Raw genomic sequence first — 18503 nt, forward strand, 5'->3', positions numbered from 1 at the left:
CCACAGCGGGAAGAGAATAAAAAATATCGTTTTATCGAGAGTCTATGCAAAAATGATATGGCTATCTGATGCTAACCGGGAGCCGCCCATGCCTGCCGTCAACTTACGCCATATTGAGATTTTCCACGCGGTGATGACCACCGGCAACCTAACCGAAGCGGCGCGGATGCTGCATACCTCGCAGCCGACGGTCAGCCGTGAACTGGCACGTTTTGAGAAAGTGCTGGGCTTAAAGCTGTTTGAGCGCGCCCGCGGCCGTCTGCAGCCGACGGTGCAGGGGCTGCGACTGTTTGAAGAAGTACAGCGCTCGTGGTACGGGTTGGATCGCATCGTTAGCGCCGCGGAGAGCCTGCGCGAATTCCGCCAGGGAGAGCTGTCGGTAGCCTGCCTGCCGGTCTTTTCGCAGTCATTTCTGCCGCTGCTGCTGCAGCCGTTCCTGGCGCGCTATCCGGACGTCAGCCTGCAGATCGTGCCGCAGGAGTCGCCGCTGCTGGAGGAGTGGCTGTCCGCCCAGCGCCATGATTTGGGGTTAACGGAAACGCTGCATACGCCGGCCGGCACCGAGCGCACGCCGCTGCTGACCTTAAATGAAGTCTGCGTGCTGCCACAAAATCACCCGCTGGCCGTTAAAACCGAACTCACCCCCGCCGACTTCCACGGTGAAAACTATATCAGCCTGTCGCGCACCGACAGCTATCGTCAGCTGCTTGATGCGCTGTTTATGGAGCACCAGGTGAAACGACGGATGGTGGTTGAAACCCACAGCGCGGCGTCGATCTGCGCGCTGGTGCGCGCTGGTGCGGGCATTTCGGTGGTTAACCCGCTCACCGCCCTCGACTACGCTGAGAGCGGCGTGGTGGTGCGGCGCTTCAGCGTCGATGTGCCCTTTACCGTCAGCCTCATCCGCCCACTACATCGCCCCGGTTCCGCGCTGGTCGACGCCTTTGTCCAGCATCTGCAAACCAGCCTGCCGCGTATCGAACAGCCGCTGGCGGCGGTACTTAAGAGAGCATAAATTCCACCGCGTCGGCGGCATGGATCGCCGCGGTATCAAATACCGGCAGCGGACTACTCGTTTCCGGTACCAGCAGGCCGATTTCGGTGCAGCCGAAGATAACGCCTTGCGCCCCCTGCGCCGCCAGCGCCTTGATGACCTGCAGATAATAGTCGCGCGAGGCGTCGCTAAAGGTGCCGAGGCAGAGCTCATCAAAGATAATCTGATTGATGCGCGCCCGATCTTCGGCCTGCGGGATCAGCGTCTCAATGGCAAACTGCTGCTGTAGACGGCCGCGATAAAAATCCTGCTCCATGGTGTAGCGGGTGCCCAATAGCGCGACCCGACGCTGGCCTTTAGCGCTGATAGCCCGCCCGGTGGCGTCAGCGATATGCAGGAACGGCACCTCGCAGCGGGCTTCAATCGCATCAGCCACCTTATGCATGGTGTTGGTGCACAGCACGATGCCCTCGGCGCCGGCCTGCTGTAGCCCCAGCGCGGCCGCGGCGAGGATCTCGCCGGCGCGATCCCATTCCCCTGCCGACTGGCAGGCTTCAATCTCATGAAAATCAACGCTATGAAGCAACAGGCTGGCGGAATGCAGGCCGCCGAGCCGCGCTTTAATGCCTTCATTGATTAACCGGTAATAGGGAATGGTGGATTCCCAGCTCATGCCGCCCAGCAGGCCGATGGTTTTCATTATCTGCTCCTTTATGGTTTGCTCCAGTGAAGCAAACCTGCCGATAACTTTCCACTGTTGCTGTTGGGCGGCGACCCCATCAGAAGAAATATTTAAAGCGCACGCGCGCGCCGTAGCGTTCGTCTTCGTTCCCGCTCTGCTGGGCTGACGAATCCAGCCATGAGGCATAGGCGCCGAGATAAATATTAAAGTTCGGCATATCCATGATATTCGGCAGTTGCCAGGAGGCATGGATCGTGTGGATGTCATAGCGGCCCGGCGTCAGAATCGCGCAGTCGCCATCGCACTCGCCGCTGACCCCCGCCATGTTGAACTGGTCGATTTTGTTGTGCGCGTAGATATATCCCAGCTCGACGCGATGCCACAGCGCGTTGATACCGGCGCTGAAATCCTCTTCATCCGCCGCGTCCAGATAAGCGGTGCTGAGATTCACCACCATGCCATCCTCGGCATCGGTTTTCAGCGTATTCCAGCTCATGGTCAGGCCGTAGCCGGTACGGCTGGACTGATCGACCCAGCGTCCGTTCTGGTTTTGATAGCCATAGGCATTGTTCACCAGATTACTCTCAACCGCCGCCGCCACTGACCACGGTCCGGACTGCCAGGCCGCCACCGGCCGCACATAGACCACGTTTTTATGATTTTCGAGCGCGTTGCCGTGGTAGTTTTGATCGACAAACAGCGAGCTACCGTCTTCCACCAGCGTGTTGAGCTCAAAGTACCAGTTATCGAGGTATTTGCTCAGCAGGAAATTACCGCCGCTGCTGCTACGCCCGCGCCCCTCTTTCATCATGTAGATATAACCGTAACCGTCGCTATAGAGATCGTTGGCGGTATTACCAGAATATTCAATAAACGTATCCTGATTCAGCGGGAACATATCGTAAGCTTCAAAGCGCCCGATTTTTATTTTCCAGTCATTTTCCTGACCAAAGAAAAATACGGCATCATCAAGATTCATTTTCCCGGTCATATCCGCCAGCGGTTGTACGCTAAAGCCGGAATATTTACCATTAGCGCCTTTGCGTAAGCCATCAAACCCTAACAAAATACGCCCATTAATATCCCAGCGCTCTTTATCCCCCGGCGCCCAGTTCTTATTCGTGCTGGTTTTTACCGAGGTCAGGCTGCCGGTTCGGCTGGCGCCATCCATATTAAATTCAACATCACCGTAAAATTTTAAATCGACATCTTTATTCACCGCCAGCGCGGGCGCGGCAACCGTCGCGGGCGCAGGCGCGCTGCTTTTAGCCGTCGCGCGCTCCTGTTGCTTCAGTTCGCGGATTTCCGCCTCGGCGTTTTGCGCCCGCTGCTCGGTGGCTTTTAAGCGCTGCTCCATCTGCGCCAGACGCTCCTCAAGCGAAAGCGTTTGCTGCGCGCCGGCGGCGGGAATAAATAAAGACGAGATAAGACATCCAACCCAGATTTTATTCATCGTTAGACCCTGCTTATTATATATTAAAGGTATTGTTTTATTATTTTGGTGAATATTAAATAACCCGCCAGCGTTTGCTTACGGGTTATTCAGGTTAATGATTATTTAATTAGAGGTTCCATGCTCCGCCATCAATTAATGCCGCACTACCACTCCAGGAAAATAAAGCTAATTCCCGGCGCTTGGCATCAGGATAAATACGGCTGCTGAGGCAGGCTTCGCCGTCATTAACGAAAACCTCAACGGATGAGCTATCGAAAAATAGCCGCAGCTTCAGCGCCGAACCGGCTGGTAACGGAACGCTGCGGGTGCCGCACAAACCATATTGCGGATAGCGACGCTCCAGCACCAGACGCTGCATCTGATTGTCGACATATACCTTCAGCCCTTCGCCAAAGCTCAAACCGTATTGCTCGGCGCAGCTATTGGCCATATCCCAATGCAGATTGACCTCCATGGTTTCACAATGCTCTACCATCGTCAGCTGCTGATTCTTCAACGAACTGACCGGCCACGGGAACCAGTCGCGGCGCAGGACTTCCACCTCTTTTGCCGGGCGCATCAACAGCCGATTATCAGCGCCGAGGCTTAACTCACGCGGCAGCGACAGCATGCCGGCCCAACCGTCCTGCTGCTCCGGCAGCGGCGACTCCCACATATCCAGCCAGCCGATCACAATTCGTCGGCCATCGGGGGTGAGGAAGCTTTGCGGCGCATAGAAATCGTGACCGCTGTCGAGTTCGACAAACGCCTCTTCGCGGACAAAAGGTTGCCCCGGCTGCCAGTCCCCCAGCAGATAGCCGCTCTGGAATAAATTGCGCCGGGCAAAGCCGTCCGCGGCCATCCCCTGCGGCGAGAACATCAGCACCCGCTTGCCATCGAGTTCAAAGAAATCCGGGCACTCCCACATGTAGCCCATCCCCGCTTCGGCCTGGGCAAGAATACCGGCGTCCTGCCAGTGGCGCAGGTCGTCAGAACGGTACAACCGCACCTGGCCGACGTCGTCTACCCGCGCGCCGACCACCATGTACCAGCTTTCACCTTCACGCCATACTTTCGGGTCGCGAAAATGGTGCATCCCCGGCGGGGTATCGATAACCATCCCCTGGCGCTCAAAATGGATGCCGTCGCGGCTGGTCGCCAGGCACTGCACCTGGTACAGGTTATTTTCATCCGCGGGATCGCCATGAAATTTATGGCCGGTGTAGATGAGCGCCAGCGTATCGCCATCAACCACCGCCGAGCCGGAGAAGCAGCCGTCTTTATCTTCCGGCCCTTCCGGCGCCAGCGCCACCGGCAGGTGTTCCCACTGCACAAGGTCCTTGCTGCGCGCATGTCCCCAGTGCATCGGCCCCCACTGGTTTGAATACGGGTGGTGCTGATAAAACGCGTGGTACCAGCCGTCGAACCATACCAGCCCGTTGGGGTCGTTGATCCAACCGGCACGGCCCGCCAGGTGATAACGCGGATACCAGCGCGGGTTGAGATCCACGCTTTTCGCCTGCAGTTCCCGCTCCGCGTTACTAATGGAATAGATCATATTCATTTCTCTTTTCAGTCAGATAGTGGATGGCTGCGACATGAGCGAATCCGAAGAGGGCTTATTGGATCGCAGCAGGAAGATGGAGATGAAGGTGGTGCAGAACACCAGCAGTCCCATGATCAAATAGGAGTCGGCGAAGCCGTATTTTTCGTAGCTATAGCCCGCCAGCGGCGACAGTACGGTGGCGATGACCGAACTGGTGCAGGCGAAACCAACCAGGTACAGGGTGGAAGAAAGGCGTTTATCAAAGTTCAGGCTGTTGTATTTGAAGATGGACACCAGCAGCACCGGCAATTCCACGGCGTGCAGCAGTTTCGTAATCGAGATCAGAACAGGGCCTTCCACCAGCCCGGAGGCCACCATGCGCATCGCCATCACCATACCGGCGAAGATCAGGCCGTTTTTCGCGCCGATGCGATTGACCAGCCACGGGGCGCAGAACATTCCCGCCGCTTCGAGGAACACCTGGAAGGAGTTGAGATAGCCATACATGGCGTTCCCTTCATGGAGCGTGGCGAACTGCGAGGAGAAGTAGACCGGGAACTGCTGGTCGTAAACGCCGTAAATACAGGTGCCAACGACGAAAAACACCAGCGCCCAAAAGCGCGGCAGCGTCAGCAGGCGCAGCGCGTCTTCCAGCGTGACTTTACCGCCACTGACCGCCTCCTGCATGGCGTGCGGCGCTGAAGAGACCTTAAGCCGCGCCAGCAGCATGAAGAAAACCAGACCAGAACAGCTGGCGACGGCGAAGTTCAGCTGTGGGTTAATGTTGAACAGCAGCCCGGCGAAAAAGGTCGCCACCGCCCAGCCCAGCGATCCCCACATCCGCGCTTTGCCGAATTCAAACTGGCTTTGCCGCGCTACGCGCTCGGTATAGGACTCCAGCACGCCAATGCCGCCGTTAAAGGTCAGGCCGATATAGATGCCGCCAAAAATACTGCCAAGCAGCACGTTGATTTTCAGCAGATAGCCAAACAGCAGATAGGCCGGGCCGGAAAGGATCAGTAAGACGGTGATATACCAGAGTAAATTTTTGCGCAGCCCCAGTTTATCCTGGATAAAGCCGTAGCAAATCTGGGCGAATAGCGCCGAGACCGACAGCACCGCGTAGATAATGCCGGTATCCCCAGCTTTCAGCCCCACTTCCTGATGTAGCCAGATGGAAAGCAGCGAGCCGGAAGAAGACCAGGTAACAAAAAAGAAAAACAGTAAGGCACTGAGTAAGGGGTAGCTGTGAGAGTGATGCATCTTCATCATGACATTCTCGTGTTGGAGTAATGCGCAAATGGTAACGTTAACAAAAAACATCTCTCATCTGGTTTTGTGACGATTCATGATGTTAATCACAAAAGTTAACGTTAACATAATGGAGATGAGATCGCGATCAACTATTCCTCGCCATGCTTCACCATCAGGCTGGGATAGACTATCGTATGATCCTTTTACATCAGCGACTTAGTTGTATACCGGAGTAATCACCATGGCATCCCTGAAAGATGTAGCGAAGCTAGCCAACGTCTCACTGATGACGGTATCCCGCGCGCTGAACAGCCCGGAGCGCCTGAAGGCGGAAACGCTCGCCCGCGTACAGGCGGCTATCGAACAGACCAATTACGTCCCCGACCTGTCGGCGAAGAAAATTCGCGGCGCCCGGGCAACGCCGAGCACCATCGGCGTGCTGGCGCTGGATACGGTGACCACTCCATTCTCGGTAGAGATAACGCTCTCTATCGAAGAGACGGCGCGGGCCCACGGCTGGAACAGCTTTGTGGTTAACATGTTCTCGGATGACAATCCAGATGCCATCCTTGACCTGCTGCTTTCCCACCGCCCGGACGGCATCATTTACACCACCATGGGGCTACGCCAGGTTCCGCTACCGGCGAAATTGTTGACGCTGCCCTGCGTGCTGGCCAACTGCGAAAGCCTGAACGAGAACGTCGCCAGCTATATTCCGGATGATGAGCAAGGCCAGTACGACGCGGTGAAAGCGCTGCTGGCCGCCGGCTATCGCCGCCCGCTCTGTTTGCATCTTCCGGCCAGGCATCTGGCGACGATACGCCGCCGACAGGGGATGGAACGCGCCTGCCGTGAGGCGCAGGTCGATCCGGATACGCTCGATCACTGCTATATGACCTACGGTGACGAACACTATCGCGATATTCCCGGCCAGTTGCTGGCCCATATTGATCAAGGTAAACCGCGGTTTGATTCCGTAGTGTGCGGTAACGATCGCATCGCTTTTATGGTCTACCAGACGTTGCTGGCGCAGGGCTTGCGAATCCCTGAAGATGTGGCGGTGGTGGGTTATGACAACATGGTGGGGATTGGCGATCTGTTCCTGCCGCCGCTGTCAACGGTGCAGTTACCGCATTATGAAATTGGCCGCCTGAGCGCCCTGCATATTATTAACGGCGACAGCCATCGGGATACCATTAAGGTTCCCAGCCCGTGGCTGCCGCGCGAATCCGTGTGATCAGTTGCCGATGTTACGCAGCTTTTCCCCGGACATCAGCTTGCGTTCGATATGTTCAAGCGTCACGTTTTTGGTTTCCGGGATCAGCCAGAAGGTCACGCCGATAAACGCCACGTTCAGCGCGGTATAAAGCCAGAACGTGCCTGCCGCGCCAATCGCGTCCAGCAGCGTCAGGAAGGTCGCGCCAATAATCATGTTCGACACCCAGTTGGTGGTGGTCGAACAGGTGATGCCGAAGTCGCGGCATTTTAGCGGCTGGATCTCAGAACAGAGGATCCACACCACCGGCGCGGCGCTCATCGCGTATCCGGCAATACACATCATGGTCATTCCCACCGATAGCCAGGAGAGGCCGCTGCCGGCGGTACCGTTATCAAACTGCATCAGGCAGTAGCCCAGCACCAGGGTGCCCAACGCCATCACGCTAAAGCCGATTTTCAATGCCGGTTTACGCCCGGCCTTATCAACGGTAAACACCGCGATAAAGGTGGCGAACATGAAGGTCAGGCCGACCACCAGCGTGGCGATCATCTGCTGCTCGGTGGTGGTAAAGCCGGCTATTTTGAAGATCCGCGGCGCGTAATACATGATGATATTCATGCCGGTAAACTGCTGCATCGCCTGCAATAACATGCCAAGGAATACCGCCCGACGCACGTTGCGGTTCACTTTGAACAGCGCCCAGCCGCCCTGCTTGAGCTTCAGGCTTTCGCGGATTTCATTCAGCTCATCGCGCGCCTTTTCCGAGGTATCGCGCAGCATGCGCAGCACTTCTTCGGCCTCGATATGGCGGCCTTTTTCCGCCAGCCAGCGCGGACTGTTAGGCAGGAACACCACCAGGATAATCAGCAATACCGCCGGCAGCGCCAGCACGCCAAGCATCGCCCGCCAGTTGCCGCTGTAGCTGAAGGCGGTATCGGATAAGAAGGCCAGCACGATGCCAAGTGTGACCATCAACTGATACATGCTGATCATCTTGCCGCGAACGTTTTCGCTTGCCATTTCAGAAAGATAGAGCGGCGCGGTATAAGAGGCGATACCGACGGCGACGCCAAGGACAATACGCGCCGCCAGCAGCATCTCGACGCTGGTGGCGAATGCCGAGCCGATAGAGCCCGCCACAAATAGCACCGCGCCAACCATCAAACTGTATTTACGGCCAAGACGGAAAGAGAGCCAGCCGTTGAACAGCGCGCCAATCGCCGCGCCAAGCATCATACTGCTGACCACCCACTCCTGCAGACGGCTGGATAAAACGAAATGATCGGTGATGAAAGGTAGCGCCCCGGCAATCACGCCGATATCAAGGCCGAATAACAAACCCGCCACCGCGGCGGCAATGGAGACAAACTGGTTCATGCGCCGGGTGTTGCGCTGCGCATTGGGGAGTAAACCCGGATCGGTGGTCAATGAAGTCATTTTTTTCCTGCCTCAACAGAGTATGCGTGCAGTGAAAGTACGGGATCGCAGGGCTAAGGTGTCAGGCGGGAGATGGCGAAGATATGGATAAAACGGCTGGCAGCATTGTTTTTGTGATGGACATTAAACTTTATCTTATGCAAAAAATGCTGTCCGATCGTCAAAACAACCCTGATGAATGGCGAGTATTTTATTTTCCATTACTAACGAGTATGGATTATTTAAACCTCATGATATGGACGATCATTGTTCAGAAAACAACCCGCAGGTTGGCGGGTTGTTTGACTATGTCTGTTAGCGCGCCAGCCAACCGCCATCTACCGCCACGGTGTAGCCGTTGATGTAATCGGATGCGCTGGAGGCGAGAAATACCACCGGCCCCATTAAATCGCTCGGCAGGCCCCAGCGGCCGGCCGGGATACGGTCGAGAATTTCCGCGCTGCGCTGTTCATCGGCGCGTAACTGCTGGGTATTGTTAGTTGCCATGTAGCCGGGGGCAATGGCGTTAACATTGATATTATGCTTTGCCCATTCATTGGCCAGCAGGCGAGTTACGCCCATGACGCCACTTTTCGAGGCGGTGTAGGACGGCACGCGGATCCCGCCCTGGAACGACAGCATGGAGGCAATATTGATGATCTTGCCGCCGTTACCCTGAGCGATGAAGTGCTTCGCCGCGGCCTGAGACATGAAAAAGACGCTTTTGATGTTCAGGTTCATCACGTCATCCCAGTCCTTCTCGCTGAATTCGATAGCATCCTGACGGCGGATTAGCCCCGCGTTATTGACCAGAATATCGATGTGGCCAAATTCCGCCACCGCGCGCTCAAGCAACTGCGGAATACCATCTATCTGCCGCAGGTCGGCGGTGAGGCTCAAAAAACGACGCCCCAGCGCGGTAACGCGCTCGATGGTTTCCGTCGGCTCAACGATATTAATACCGACGATATCGCAGCCCGCTTCCGCCAGCCCAACCGCCATGCCCTGGCCTAAACCGGTGTCGCAGCCGGTCACTACCGCGACTTTCCCCTGAAGAGAGAATGCATCAAGAATCATATCTGGTTCCTTTCTTTCACGGCCTGCTCACCACAGGCAAGGTTCTGAGGTTAAGAAGAACTCCTGGAACATCCCCATCATAAAAATAAAACAGAGTTCCGTTTTGCTGATGGTCACATAGTAGACCGCTGAAAAATCATTTTCAACGACAATTAAAACAACGTTTCATTTTTTATGGTTAAAAATGATAAAAACGCAAAACAGATCACATCGCCAGGAACTGGTGACCTGTACAAAAGCTATAAATACAGTGATTTAGGTTATCTTTGAAAAATAACCGCGAAGAGAGAAAATCAGAGAGAAAAACGAAGAAAAGAAGATCGGCGAGGAAGTTGGACATCGCGCCGAAGACGGCGCGAGATCGTATTATGCGCGCTCCACCGCCAGCGCAACGCCCTGACCGCCGCCGATACACAGCGTCGCGAGCCCTTTACGCGCATCGCGCTTGATCATTTCATGTACCAGCGACACCAGAATACGGCAACCGGACGCGCCAATCGGATGGCCCAGGGCGATAGCCCCGCCGTTAACGTTAACCCGCCGTTCATCCCACTCCAGCACTCTGCCAACGGAGATCGCCTGGGCGGCAAAAGCTTCATTAGCTTCGATTAAGTCAACCTCATCCAGCTGCCAGCCCGCGCGCTCAAGGCAGCGCCGGGTGGCATGTACCGGCGCGATACCCATTAGCGCCGGATCGACGCCGACGCTGGCGAAGGCGCGAATGCGCGCCAGAATCGGCAGCCCCAGCTCCTGGGCCTTTGATTCGCTCATCATCATTACCGCCGCCGCGCCATCGTTAATACTCGATGCATTACCCGCGGTCACCGACCCAAGCTGGTCGAAGGTGGGCATCAGGCTGGCTAACCCTTCAGCGCTGGCATCCATCCGCGGCTGCTCGTCGGTATCCACCAGCCGTTGACTGCCGTTATGCTCGGTGGCGACCGGCACGATTTCATCGCGAAACCGCCCGGAGTCTATCGCCCGCCGCGCTTTTTGCTGCGAGCTAAGCGCCCAGGCGTCCTGTAGTTCACGGCTGATCCCATACTCCCGCGCCAGATTTTCCGCCGTTACGCCCATATGGTAGTCATTGAAAGCGTCCCACAGCCCATCATGCACCAGGCTGTCGATAAGCTGGCTATTGCCCAGCTGCGCGCCGGTTCGGCTGTCGGTAAGCACATGCGGCGCGCGGCTCATGTTTTCCTGGCCGCCGGCGATCACTACATCCGCTTCGCCGCATTGGATGGCCTGGGTCGCCAGGTGCAGCGCTTTCAGCCCGGAGCCGCAAACGTCGTTGATGGTGATCGCCGAAACGGTATTCGGCAGCCCGCCACGGATCGCCGACTGACGCGCCGGATTCTGCCCGGTGCCCGCGGTCAACACCTGACCGAGGATCACTTCATCAATGCACTGCGGATCGATTCCGCTCCGCTCGACTAACGCCTTCACCACCACGCTGCCCAATTCCACCGCCGAGTGACGCGCCAGCGTTCCCTGAAAACAGCCGATAGGCGTACGCAACGCGCCGACGATCACGACATCTTTCATCCTTTACCTTCTGCGCAAAGAACCATCAATAGATGCCGTTATAGTAGAGAATTGTTATCAAAAAATTTCGCAATTGTTTAAAAAAAGTGAGGCGGTTCACAAAGTTCGCCGTCACGACTCGCGGCCTTGTCCTTCAAGGTGTTGGCGCAGCCAACTGCCCGCTTCCCCCAGCGGCGTACGCTTGTTCCATAGTAGATCCACCGAGATCGACCGCGGCCAGCCGGCGATATTCAACGCTTTAAGCTTGCCGCTACCGGCGAACTCTTCCACCAGCGCGCAGGGCAAAATGCACCAGCCAAAGCCCTGCACCGCCATACTCAGCAGCAGCAAATAGTTGGGCGCCGACCATACCTGGCCGCGCGAAGGATCCGGCGCGCTCTCAAGATAAGTGCTAAGCCGCAGTTCACGCCAGCCGTGCAGATCATCCCAGAAAACCCGCCCCTGACCGGCCAGCGGATGCCCCGGCGCAACATAAATCCCCATCGCCGTTTGCAACGGCAGGCGCATGCTGCCGATCTCCATCGGATAGCTGTCCCTGGCTTCGATAAGCCCCACCTGAGCGCGCTCTTTTTGCAGCAGATCTACCACGTCTTCATCTTCGCCAATCAGGCATTCAAACTCGGTATGCGGAAAACGCCGATCGAACTGTTCCAGCAAATCCTCCAGTACATCCGGGTGCAGGGTATCCGACAAGACGAAGGTCAGCCGCGGTTCGGTATTGCCGGATAACGAACTGGCGAGCTCATCCAGCCGCGAACTAGCGGCCAGTATCGCTTTCACATAGCCCAGCACCTGCTCGCCCTGCGCGGTTAGCGTCGGCTGGCGAGTGGAACGATCGAAGAGAGTCAACCCCAGGTCGGTTTCAAGATTCGAAATCGCGGTACTGATGGTGGACTGGCTTTTACGCATCCGCCGGGCGGCGGCAGAGAACGAACCGCTGGCGGCGGCTTCTACAAAGGCGGTGAGAGCTTCGGGAGAATAGTGCATAAACTATCTACTTTATCGATGGAATCTATCTTTTGTTTATCACATTTTTCCATAAAATTCCGGGTAAATCTGGATGACAGAACTGACAAGAGGTATCCAAAAATGAAAACCAATCACCTGCAGCGTAAGACACTGCTGGAACGCGTACTCCACGCGGTGAGCTTTGAAGGTCTCGCCACGTTAATTCTGGCCCCCACCGCCGCCTGGCTAATGCAACGATCGGTGGTCGAAATGGGCGGCTTGAGCATTCTGCTCGCCACCATGGCGATGGTCTGGAACCTGATCTATAACGCCGCCTTCGACCGTCTGTGGCCGGTTTCACGCCTGGCGCGTACGCTGCGGGTGCGCGCGCTGCACGCCATCGGCTTTGAGTGCGGCTTTATCATCATCGGCGTCACCGTCGTCGCGCTGGTGCTTGGCGTGTCGCTGGTGCAGGCATTTATGCTGGAAATCGGCTTTATGCTGTTCTTCCTGCCCTACACCATGTTCTTTAACTGGGCGTGGGATACGCTGCGCGTGCGCGTCCTGAAGTATCGTCAGCCGCAGAGTCTGCCGAATAGTTAACGTTCTCGATCGCGCGGATCGCCTAACCCTTTGGCGATCCGCAGGTTTATTTATCGCCGAAAACTATCACCGCAAACGATTCATAAATGTGGTAAATTGCACTCCTTTTTTTGGGTTATACGGTTGATAAATTCGCATAATGTCTAAAATTTGGTCTAAAGAAGAAACTCTATGGAGTTTTGCTCTATATGGCACTGCCGTAGGCGCCGGCACCCTATTCCTGCCGATTCAACTCGGTTCGGCCGGCGCCATCGTGCTGTTCCTTACCGCTTTGGTTGCCTGGCCGTTAACCTACTGGCCGCACAAAGCGCTGTGTCAATTCATCCTGTCGGCCAAAGTGGCGGCCGGTGAAGGGATCACCGGCGCGGTCAATCATTACTACGGCAAAAAAGTCGGCAATCTGATCACCAGCCTGTACTTTCTCGCCTTCTTCGTAGTGATCCTGATCTACGCCGTGGCAATCACTAATTCGCTGGCTGAACAACTGGCGAGACACGTGGCGATGACTCCTGGCGTACGCGCTCTGCTGAGCCTCGCCGTGGTGCTGGTACTGAATCTGATCTTCCTGATGGGGCGTCATATGACCATCAAAGTGATGGGATTCCTCGTCTTCCCGCTGATTGGCTGTTTCCTGTTCCTCTCCATCTACCTGATTGGCAGCTGGCAACCGGAACACCTCACCAGTCAGATGCAGCTGAACGCAAAGACCTGGCACCAAATCTGGATCTCGATTCCCGTGATGGTTTTCGCTTTTAGCCATACGCCGATTATTTCGACCTTCGCTATCGATCAGCAGGAGAAATATGGTGAGCTGGCCATGGGTAAATGCAAAAAAATCATGAAGGTGGCCTACACCATCATCTGCGCCAGCGTGCTGTTTTTTGTCTTCAGTTGCCTGCTGTCCATTCCGCTGCCGTACATCGAAGCCGCGCGTAATGAAGGGGTGACGATACTCTCTGCGCTCTCCATGGCGCCGGGCGCGCCAGGCTGGCTTGCAGTGACCGGCATTATCGTCGCGGTGGTCGCGATGTCGAAATCGTTCCTCGGCACCTATTTTGGGGTGATTGAAGGCGCCAGCGAAATCGTTAAAACCTCGCTCGGCCAGCTCGGCATTCGTAAGAGCCGCGCCTTTAACCGCGCCATGTCGATTATGCTGGTCTCGGCGCTGACCTTTATCGTCTGCTTTATCAATCCGAACGCCATCTCGATGATTTACGCCATCAGCGGCCCGCTTATCGCCATGATTCTGTTCATCATGCCGACGTTGTCGACGTATATCATTCCGGCGCTCAAGCCCTACCGTTCGCTGGGTAATCTCATTACCTTAATCGTCGGCCTGCTCTGCGTCTCGGTGATGTTCTTCAGTTAAATCGCTCTCGCGGCGACGCCTTCAGCGTCGCCGCACGTTCTGCCAACATTCTCGCCCATCGCTTCTCCCTGACGGGATTACACTTACTCCTTGCCTATCATCGGAGGGAGTCATTATGTCCAGCGTAACATTATCCGGGGTCATGACCTTAGGCGACCGTCAGGTTTACCGGCTTGGATACGGCGCCATGCAGCTCGCCGGCCCCGGCGTGTTCGGGCCGCCAAAAGATCCCGACGCCGCCATTCGCGTTCTGCAAGAAGCCGTCGCCGCCGGGGTGAATCATATCGATACCTCAGATTTCTACGGCCCGCATATCACCAATCAGCTAATTCGTCAGGCGCTGCATCCCTATAGCGACGACTTGTGTATCGTCACCAAGGTCAGCGCCCGCCGCGATGAGAAAGGCAATTGGCTACCAGCGATGTCGCCGGCGGAACTCACCCAGGCCGTCGAAGATAACCTGCGTAACCTCGGCCTGGAGAGGCTGGAGGTGGTCAATCTGCGCAGCATGCTCGGCACCCACGGCCCGGTGGAGGGTTCGCTGGAGGAACCGCTAACGACCTTACTGGAACTAAAAGCCCGCGGTCTGATTCGTCACATCGGTCTGAGTAACGTCACCGCCAGACAGGTTGCCGATGCGCAGAAGCTGACGCCCATCGTCTGCGTGCAAAACCAGTACAACATCGCTAACCGCGGTGACGACGCGTTAATCGACGCGCTGGCGCAGCAAAACATCGCCTACGTGCCGTTCTTCCCGCTGGGCGGTTTTACGCCGCTACAGGCGCAAGAGCTTAACGAGGTTGCCGCCATGCTCGACGCCACGCCGATGCAGGTGGCGCTGGCGTGGTTACTGCAGCGCTCGCCGAATATTTTGCTGATTCCGGGCACCTCATCGGTGGCGCATTTACGGGAAAATCTCGCCGCTGCAACGCTTACCCTCCCCGCCGGAGCACTGGCGAAGCTGGATAGCATCAGCGGTTGATGGCGTCAACTCCCCCCTTTACGGCGTTTGCCGTGAAGGGCTATCCCCTTAATATTAAGCTGGAATTAGGCCATCTCTGCTGGCACTATATATCCTACAAATCGGGTTATGCTGATTCCTCGTCGAGGAAATAACCTTATAAATTGCATTGAGTTACGTTATTTCTTAGGCCTCCTAATTGGGAGGCTGTTGTCGTTTGTATTGTTCCATGGTTTTTGTTAACACTCTTGATTACAGGAAAAAACAATATCGGCTTCGACGTTTATACAAATCAATTTGGCTACAAAGATAGTCAATATCATCGAACGTTCACAAAAACATCTGGTTAACATAATCAGTATGTCGCTATTGCTGTAAAAAAAATTAACTATGCACAGTAACGATTCAACAAGGATTACCCATGATAGAGGGAACGATAAAAACCAGTAAGTATGAAATCATTGCTATTTTCAGAGAGGAACAGAGAAAGCAAACAGAGATAGAAATTTTCTTTAATAACAAAAGCATCAGTACTCAGATTGCGCGTGTAGATTTTGCCGAATTCCATATCCAGAGCGATAGCAAAATCCCTGCGGGGAATAAATTCAAATTTATTCTGCATAGTGATTCAGGAAAGATCGAGTTCACCTCCCAGCGGCAGAAGAATTCCGCTGGCGGCGCGGAGAATAGCAATAAGGTGGCATTTGCGTTACCGGAATGCATCCAGGTTGTACAAAGACGACGAGATCCGCGATTTCGTTTACGCGATGAGAATGATTTCTTTTGTCATGGGCGCCATAAAAATGGCGAAAACTATGCTTTTGATATCAAAGATATTTCAGATGGTGGCTGCGCGCTGATTGCACAAAGTCCAAATCTGAAATTCCTTGCCAACAACTCAACGCTGAAAAACGCCATTCTGTCTCTGGCTGAATATGGCGAAATCACCGTTGATCTGATTATCAAGAACGTGGCGATGGTCACGCTGGATAGCGAAGAAAAGAGTCCGGAAAACTACTATCAGATTTCCTGCCAGTTTAAGTTCCGCCGCAGCGATGACAGGAAGAAAATAGAAAAAACGCTGATCGATTTGATTCTGGAAGCCAAGCGTAAGAAGAGAGTTTAATGCCCTTGAACAATATCTTGCTGTACACTGACGACAATATCATTGGCCAATCTATTCATGATTATCTGAGCGATATTCACCAGGATATCACCCAGGCCAGTTATCAGGACATCGTGCAAGGGGGCGTCGCGCCCCTGGCTGAGACGGTGATCTTCAATATGATCCACAAGGATATATCCGCCGCCGATACGGTCGTATTACTCAACAAACTGCGCTTTCATTTCTCGCGCTGTACACTGTTGGTATTGATGGTAAAAAGCGATATCGCCAATCTGTGCCGGGAATTAATCGATCTGGAAAACCTGTTAATCCTGACGGAAAAATCTTCTTTAGACGCATTTTCGGCAATTACCAGAACGCAGGATGAAACTCCGCAGACCCGGTATTTGCGCACGCAGCGAAAGCTGACCGCCAGAGAGCTGCAGGTACTGGAACTTATTATCGCCTGCAATAACAACAAGCGAATTGCCTCGCTGCTGAATATCGATCATAAGACGGTACACAGCCACCGCATTCACATTATGAAAAAGCTGGGAATGAATAGCTCGCAGGTGATGCATAAGCAAATCGTCAATATGAATCACTGCTGAACGGCTATCCTGTCGCCGGGTCTACAGCGCCAGGCCAAAGTGCTGACGCAGCGCTCGCTTCCCAGGCTCGCTGATTGTCACTTCGCGATAGCCCGGGACCGGCATAAACCAACCTTTTTGCACGCCCCACTGCAGCAGGGCAGCGCCCGCGGCACCGCCCAGATGAAAACGGCGCTCGCTCCAGTCGAGGCAGGCGCAGCATACTTTGCGGCGGGATCCGCTATCGCACGTAATACCTAAGCGGGCGAAATGCGCCTCCCCCGCCGCGGTAAGCGCGGTGCCATTTGCCGTGAGCCACGCTTGCTGCTGCAGAAAATCATAGATGGCGACGGCCACTTCACCCGCCAGATGATCGTAGCAGGTACGCGCCATACGCAGCGTTCCCGGCGTTCGCGTGGTCAGCGGCACTGCGCTTTTGCCCGCCATGGTCATCATATTTTCCAGCAATCCGGCGACATCGCCGCCCGCCAGCCGATAGTAGCGATGTCGCCCTTGCGCCAGGCAGATCAGTAAGCGACTGTTGACCAGACGGCTAAGGTGAGCGCTGGCGGTCGACGGCGAAATATCCGCCGCGCCGGAGAGCTCAGTCGCCGTCCATGCCCGGCCATCCATTAGCGCGCAGAGTATTTTCACTCGTGAAGGGTCAGCCATCGCCGAGGCAACCGCCGCCATCGCGACGGCCAGCGCTTCGTCATCATCAATGACAACCGCAGGGTGCAACATACTGCCTCCGCTTAATATTGGTTACGCAGAACGTGAACTCTGCATCTGGTATTCACGCAGTACCTGTGCCACGCGAATCTGATAATCAGCAAAGATAGACTCCCGCCCTTCCCGCTGCGCCGCCTGATGACAAATATTGCGCTTCCAGGCCGTCACCGCCTGTTCGTCCCTCCACCACGACAGCGACAAAATCTTTCCCGGCGCACTGAGGCTTTGAAAACGCTCGATGGCGATAAAGCCGTCGATGGTTTCCAGCAGCGGTTTCAACTGCGCCGCCAGCGCGAGGTATCGTTCCTGCTGCGCTGGCGTGACCTGTGCTTCAAAGAGTACCGCAATCATGGTTTTTTCCTCCAGCAATGAATGAAGCCGCACTGTAGCGCGCCGATGGTTAGCAATGCTTCGCCAGCGGGCGAAGTATCGCGGTCACAACAAGCCAAAAAAACCACCAAACCATTCACACAATCAATGCCAGGCGAAATTCTGTTGAGGCTTAAACGCGGGTCAACGGAAATTAGCACTCTCGAAGATGAGATATAACATTCTGTTTTCACAGTTTTTTTCAATAAAAATCCCATTTACAGTCATCAAACCGTCATAAAAATGTGATCTAAATCGCACTTTTTGCAACGTACGTTATAGTTAGCAGACTTATTATAAATCCATCGAAAGCACAACGCTTTCCACCATAAAAGTTAAAAGGATAAACACCATGAAAAACGTAAAATTACTTGCTGCTGCTGGTATGCTGTCTCTGGTTTCTTTCGCAAGCTTCGCGGCTCACCCGGTGAGCGTGACCTCTGATACCCTGGACAACGCAGAAGCAAAAATCGCTGCTATCGCTAAAGATCAGGGCGCCTCTTACCACATTACCGAAGCCTATACCGGTAATCAGGTACACATGACGGCGGAACTGTCTAAATAACCGAATGGTCGCAGAGGGAGCTGCCGGACAGGTCGTCTCAGGACGGCTGGTCTGGCTCCCGCCACGTAAAAAAACACGGCAATGTCGAGCCCC

Annotated in this window: 18 protein-coding genes; 8 read left to right on the plus strand and 10 right to left on the minus strand. The window is 55.1% G+C overall.

Annotation, left to right across the window (positions count from 1 at the left end; translation table 11 throughout):
• Positions 1 to 88 precede the first annotated feature (88 nt).
• Positions 89 to 1015 (plus strand): LysR family transcriptional regulator, encoded by a 927-nt coding sequence (locus ABLU78_RS14205; RefSeq protein WP_015703333.1) that lies wholly within the window; start codon positions 89 to 91, stop codon positions 1013 to 1015.
• Here ABLU78_RS14205 and ABLU78_RS14210 read toward each other — a convergent pair.
• The 4 genes from ABLU78_RS14210 to ABLU78_RS14225 form a co-directional block, all read right to left on the minus strand.
• On the minus strand, positions 1002 to 1694 hold the full coding sequence (locus ABLU78_RS14210; RefSeq protein ID WP_032709052.1) for an aspartate/glutamate racemase: 693 nt from the start codon (positions 1692 to 1694) through the stop codon (positions 1002 to 1004). The two genes, ABLU78_RS14205 and ABLU78_RS14210, sit on opposite strands and share 14 nt — an antisense overlap.
• 79 nt (positions 1695 to 1773) lie before the next feature.
• On the minus strand, positions 1774 to 3129 hold the full coding sequence (locus ABLU78_RS14215) for a carbohydrate porin (RefSeq protein WP_048229402.1): 1356 nt from the start codon (positions 3127 to 3129) through the stop codon (positions 1774 to 1776).
• 109 nt (positions 3130 to 3238) lie between these two features.
• A complete protein-coding gene (locus ABLU78_RS14220; RefSeq protein ID WP_048229795.1) occupies positions 3239 to 4669 on the minus strand; it encodes a glycoside hydrolase family 32 protein in 1431 nt (476 codons plus the stop codon).
• Positions 4670 to 4687: 18 nt separating this feature from the next.
• Positions 4688 to 5929 (minus strand): MFS transporter, encoded by a 1242-nt coding sequence (locus tag ABLU78_RS14225; protein WP_015369910.1) that lies wholly within the window; start codon positions 5927 to 5929, stop codon positions 4688 to 4690.
• A 223-nt stretch (positions 5930 to 6152) separates the two neighbouring features.
• Between ABLU78_RS14225 and ABLU78_RS14230 the strand changes: the two genes are divergently transcribed.
• Positions 6153 to 7148 carry a LacI family DNA-binding transcriptional regulator gene (locus tag ABLU78_RS14230; RefSeq protein WP_015369909.1) on the plus strand — a complete coding sequence of 332 codons (996 nt, stop codon included), beginning with the start codon at positions 6153 to 6155 and terminating at the stop codon, positions 7146 to 7148.
• Here the strand turns inward: ABLU78_RS14230 and ABLU78_RS14235 are convergent, their stop codons facing one another.
• From ABLU78_RS14235 to ABLU78_RS14250, 4 genes are all read right to left on the minus strand, one after another.
• Entirely contained in the window at positions 7149 to 8567 is a 1419-nt protein-coding gene (locus ABLU78_RS14235; protein WP_045363496.1) for a sugar porter family MFS transporter, read from the minus strand. It lies immediately after the preceding gene.
• Between the two features lie 294 nt (positions 8568 to 8861).
• Positions 8862 to 9623: a 2-dehydro-3-deoxy-D-gluconate 5-dehydrogenase KduD gene (gene kduD / locus ABLU78_RS14240; RefSeq protein ID WP_015703339.1), complete on the minus strand. Its 762-nt coding sequence runs from the start codon at positions 9621 to 9623 to the stop codon at positions 8862 to 8864.
• A 366-nt stretch (positions 9624 to 9989) separates the two neighbouring features.
• Positions 9990 to 11168 carry an acetyl-CoA C-acetyltransferase gene (locus ABLU78_RS14245; RefSeq protein WP_015369905.1) on the minus strand — a complete coding sequence of 393 codons (1179 nt, stop codon included), beginning with the start codon at positions 11166 to 11168 and terminating at the stop codon, positions 9990 to 9992.
• 111 nt (positions 11169 to 11279) lie between these two features.
• Positions 11280 to 12155: a LysR family transcriptional regulator gene (locus ABLU78_RS14250; RefSeq protein WP_015369904.1), complete on the minus strand. Its 876-nt coding sequence runs from the start codon at positions 12153 to 12155 to the stop codon at positions 11280 to 11282.
• 102 nt (positions 12156 to 12257) lie between these two features.
• On the opposite strand from ABLU78_RS14250, the gene ABLU78_RS14255 reads away from it, so the two are divergent.
• The 5 genes from ABLU78_RS14255 (at position 12258) to ABLU78_RS14275 (ending at position 16765) form a co-directional block, all read left to right on the plus strand.
• Positions 12258 to 12719, plus strand: coding sequence for a multidrug/biocide efflux PACE transporter (locus tag ABLU78_RS14255; RefSeq protein ID WP_020078027.1), 462 nt, complete (start codon positions 12258 to 12260; stop codon positions 12717 to 12719).
• Positions 12720 to 12858: 139 nt separating this feature from the next.
• Positions 12859 to 14088: an amino acid permease gene (locus ABLU78_RS14260; RefSeq protein WP_015369902.1), complete on the plus strand. Its 1230-nt coding sequence runs from the start codon at positions 12859 to 12861 to the stop codon at positions 14086 to 14088.
• Between the two features lie 115 nt (positions 14089 to 14203).
• Complete coding sequence (locus ABLU78_RS14265) at positions 14204 to 15070, plus strand: aldo/keto reductase family oxidoreductase (RefSeq protein ID WP_015369901.1); 867 nt, start codon at positions 14204 to 14206, stop codon at positions 15068 to 15070.
• 400 nt (positions 15071 to 15470) lie between these two features.
• Positions 15471 to 16175, plus strand: a complete 705-nt coding sequence (locus ABLU78_RS14270; protein ID WP_015369900.1) for a hypothetical protein — start codon at positions 15471 to 15473, stop codon at positions 16173 to 16175.
• The gene (locus ABLU78_RS14275) at positions 16175 to 16765 is read left to right on the plus strand and encodes a helix-turn-helix transcriptional regulator (RefSeq protein ID WP_015703343.1); all 591 of its coding nucleotides are present in this window, start codon (positions 16175 to 16177) and stop codon (positions 16763 to 16765) included. The genes ABLU78_RS14270 and ABLU78_RS14275 overlap by 1 nt, the downstream gene beginning before the upstream one ends.
• 21 nt (positions 16766 to 16786) lie before the next feature.
• Here ABLU78_RS14275 and ABLU78_RS14280 read toward each other — a convergent pair whose 3' ends face one another.
• Positions 16787 to 17488 (minus strand): winged helix-turn-helix domain-containing protein, encoded by a 702-nt coding sequence (locus tag ABLU78_RS14280; protein ID WP_015369898.1) that lies wholly within the window; start codon positions 17486 to 17488, stop codon positions 16787 to 16789.
• A 21-nt stretch (positions 17489 to 17509) separates the two neighbouring features.
• Positions 17510 to 17827: an antibiotic biosynthesis monooxygenase gene (locus tag ABLU78_RS14285; protein WP_032709056.1), complete on the minus strand. Its 318-nt coding sequence runs from the start codon at positions 17825 to 17827 to the stop codon at positions 17510 to 17512.
• A gap of 370 nt (positions 17828 to 18197) precedes the next feature.
• Between ABLU78_RS14285 and ABLU78_RS14290 the strand changes: the two genes are divergently transcribed.
• Positions 18198 to 18410: a YdgH/BhsA/McbA-like domain containing protein gene (locus tag ABLU78_RS14290; protein ID WP_015369896.1), complete on the plus strand. Its 213-nt coding sequence runs from the start codon at positions 18198 to 18200 to the stop codon at positions 18408 to 18410.
• Positions 18411 to 18503: the final 93 nt, after the last annotated feature.

It is taken from the genome of Klebsiella sp. JN_Kp122 (assembly GCF_040062085.1).
GTDB lineage: Bacteria > Pseudomonadota > Gammaproteobacteria > Enterobacterales > Enterobacteriaceae > Klebsiella > Klebsiella aerogenes.